The 2,984-nt window shown below is 40.9% G+C and carries 2 protein-coding genes and 1 pseudogene; 1 reads left to right on the forward strand and 2 read right to left on the reverse strand.

Features of this window, described 5'->3' with window-relative positions:
- Nucleotides 1-367: pseudogene (locus tag CK510_RS31290) on the reverse strand (M23 family peptidase); the annotation flags it as partial.
- Nucleotides 368-813: 446 nt separating this feature from the next.
- Between CK510_RS31290 and CK510_RS28710 the strand changes: the two are divergent.
- A complete protein-coding gene (locus CK510_RS28710; RefSeq protein ID WP_095724881.1) occupies nucleotides 814-1,455 on the forward strand; it encodes an MOSC domain-containing protein in 642 nt (213 codons plus the stop codon).
- Between the two features lie 549 nt (nucleotides 1,456-2,004).
- Here CK510_RS28710 and CK510_RS28715 read toward each other — a convergent pair.
- A partial coding sequence (locus tag CK510_RS28715) for an ATP-binding protein (RefSeq protein ID WP_245912488.1) occupies nucleotides 2,005-2,984 on the reverse strand: 980 nt, incomplete at its 5' end.

The raw sequence follows: 2,984 nt of genomic DNA on the forward strand, positions 1-2,984 counted from the left end.
CTAATAATGGGAATTTATCTAATGTAGAGGTATTGGGTATATTAATTATATTGGTAATGTTACTCAAACTGAATAATTGAGGCTTTAGAGCTTCATCAATATCACCCAAAGTTAAGTATTTATCTGGTGTATCTCCTGCATTCCATTGACGAGAAAATCCGTTAATTTTTATCGAGCCATTTTTTTGGATTGGAGGCATTTGGCTTAATGAAATCCTCTGCCAATCAGGCAATAATATTTCCTTACCCGTGGCAAGAGGTATTAAGCGAGTGGGTAAATTTGGTTGAGTTTGGGCTATGGATAGAGACGTTAAGTAAATGCTAGTTGTGGTAAAGAAAAGAGAGAATACAAATCGACTAATTTTCATAAATCAATATTGAGAGATTTTATGAAAAATTATCGGTTAATATCTTTAATTTGTGTACTTGACTATTGACGTAAAATTGATGTACGTAAATAGTGATATTTTAAAATGTAGACTTTAAATATGGGTTTAAACTAGTTTGGCTCTCTAGCCCCAAACGTATCTCTAGCTTTGCCATTCTTTCACGTATTGCTTGATTTTCTTGCTCTAACCTCTCGATTTTTCGATCTCTCTCTAGTGGTTTGGTGCAAGAACGATCCGTTTTTGATCCAAAAGGTGCGAAAGCCTTTGAGCGGGATTTGAAAACGACCGAGGTATATTTCTCGACACCGGATACTTTGCCCTCTCAGGAGAGGGTGAGGTTATCAGCGACGCATCCTCTGCTTTATTTTTACTTAGAGTTACTGCATGAGGACCTGACTGCCCATTTACTTTAGGAAAACACAACAATGAAAGTCATTTCTGTGAATGTTGGATTCCCCCGTGAAGTCCTCTGGAAAGGCAGACCCGTTTTAACTGGAATTTTCAAAAAGCCTGTTACAGAACGGGTGCAGGTGAGTTATCTGAATCTGGAGGGCGATCGCCAAGCCGATCTAACTGTACACGGAGGCGAGGAAAAGGCTGTTTATGCTTATCCACTGGAACATTACACTTACTGGCAGAGGGAGCTACCCGATGAAACGTTGCCCTGGGGGTCATTTGGTGAAAATCTGACAATTGAGGGCTTATCAGAAACAAACGTGAACATTGGGGATCGCTTTCGCATTGGTACCGCCGAACTGATGGTGACGCAACCCCGGTTTCCCTGCTTCAAACTCAATCTCAAGTTTGGGCGCGATGATATGGTTAAACGGTTTTTGAACAGCCGTTTAAGCGGCATTTATTTTTCAGTGGTACAAGAAGGTGAAGTTGGTGTGGGCGATGCGATCGAACTGGTGAGACGCGACGAAAACAACATCACAGTTGCTGACATCGTACAAATCTATGTACGTGAAGCTAATGACGATTTGGTTCGTCGGGCAATTCAGGTGACAGCTTTGGCAGGCAGTTTGAGGACTTACTTTCAGCAGCAAATTGAACAACGCCATTAAGCTAGTACGTGAAGGCAGAAGTAAGTAGACGCGGAGCGGCTTCTGTAAGTAGGCAGGAGGCAGTAGACGCGTTCGCTCTTAGCGTTCCCGCTAGGGTAGCGGCTTCCGAAGGTAGGAATAAAGCCGATAAAACAAGCTTTTTGTCTATTTTCAATGGTTGGTTTATTTACGCCGAACTGTACTAGACTTTTGAGATAAATACTGGCGCTCTAATCAATAACTTTTGCTAAAACTAGAGAATCCGAGCGAATATATATTCCAAATGGACAAAAAATAAACTTTGTTACACTGTCGCAAGCTACAAAATGACAATTTGGAACCGTTTTTACTATAGCTTTTTGAGCAAGCTATATTGGCATTTTGTTTTAAGATTCCCCATTTATTGAAAATCTTTCAATCCCCAAACAAAACCTCTGTTTCCTTTGCCCAACGACTCGTATCTGGGGACGCAGCAGGACGAGCATAAACCGCTTTATTACGAATCTCGACAATTTTATCCTCTTCCCGAATCATGCTAGGAGTAAACTGCGATACCTGCGGTCAGCTTCGCTAACGCACCTCTAAAAAATCCCTCACAGTAACGCTTAGAGGCTTTTCCCCAAGCTCATCACTAGAAAGCTCCTGCGTATTCCAATAAAAAGCATTCTCGGCTGTTTTTCTAACCATCAAAGCAATTTCTGCTGGGGTTAATAACTTCGTTTCCCTCAACAAACGCCACCAATCCTTTTCACTAAAATCTAATCCCGGAAAATATTTAGCCAAGTGCAATTTAAAGATTTCATATCTCGCACCAGCGTGGGGTAAATCAACAAAAATAATCTCATCAAAACGACGTACTAATTCGGGTGGTAAAAACTCTAATCTGTTAACAGTTGCCATTACTAAAACTTGGGATGTCCTCTCTTGCATCCACGTCAATAATTTACCGGCTAATTGACGCGATACACCACCATCATTATCGGAATCAAAACCCGCAAATCCCTTGTCGAAATCGTCAAAATAAAGAACTAAACCATGTTCTCCATTCGCGTCGCAAAATTGTAGAAACTCCCGCAAATTTTTCCTCGACTCGTAAGCAGTTGTACCCCGTAATCCAGCCCAATCAGCAGCAACCATTGGTACACCCATTTTCTTCGCTGCCAATTTCGCACTGAGTGACTTCCCAGTACCTGGTGGTCCCCAGAGTATCATACCCTTGGGAAAACTGAGATTGTGTTGTTTCGCTTCAGGTTTGAGTAATACCGCAGCACGTTCTAAAATGTTTTCTAATAAATCTAATCCACCAGCTTGGGGTACATCTGGCTCGCTAATAAATTCTATACCTTGATTTTTAAGTTTGTTTTTTTTGTAAGCTAAAACCCCATCAATTAGTTCTTCGAGACTATGAGACAATCCCAATAAATGGGAAAATAGCATCTCTAATTCCCCCATTGGTAAACCCAAGCAAGTCCTGACTAAAGTTTCAAATTTATGTATGCTATTTGGTATGCGATCGCAGCAATTATTTACAAAGTTTTGAATTGTGATCG

Origin of the sequence: Brunnivagina elsteri CCALA 953 (assembly GCF_002289455.1) — a bacterium.
Classification (GTDB): domain Bacteria; phylum Cyanobacteriota; class Cyanobacteriia; order Cyanobacteriales; family Nostocaceae; genus Brunnivagina; species Brunnivagina elsteri.

Bases quoted from the DNA above. Each gene is read 5' to 3' on its own strand.
- CK510_RS28710 (WP_095724881.1), top strand. From the start codon at position 814: ATGAAAGTCATTTCTGTGAATGTTGGATTCCCCCGTGAAGTCCTCTGG.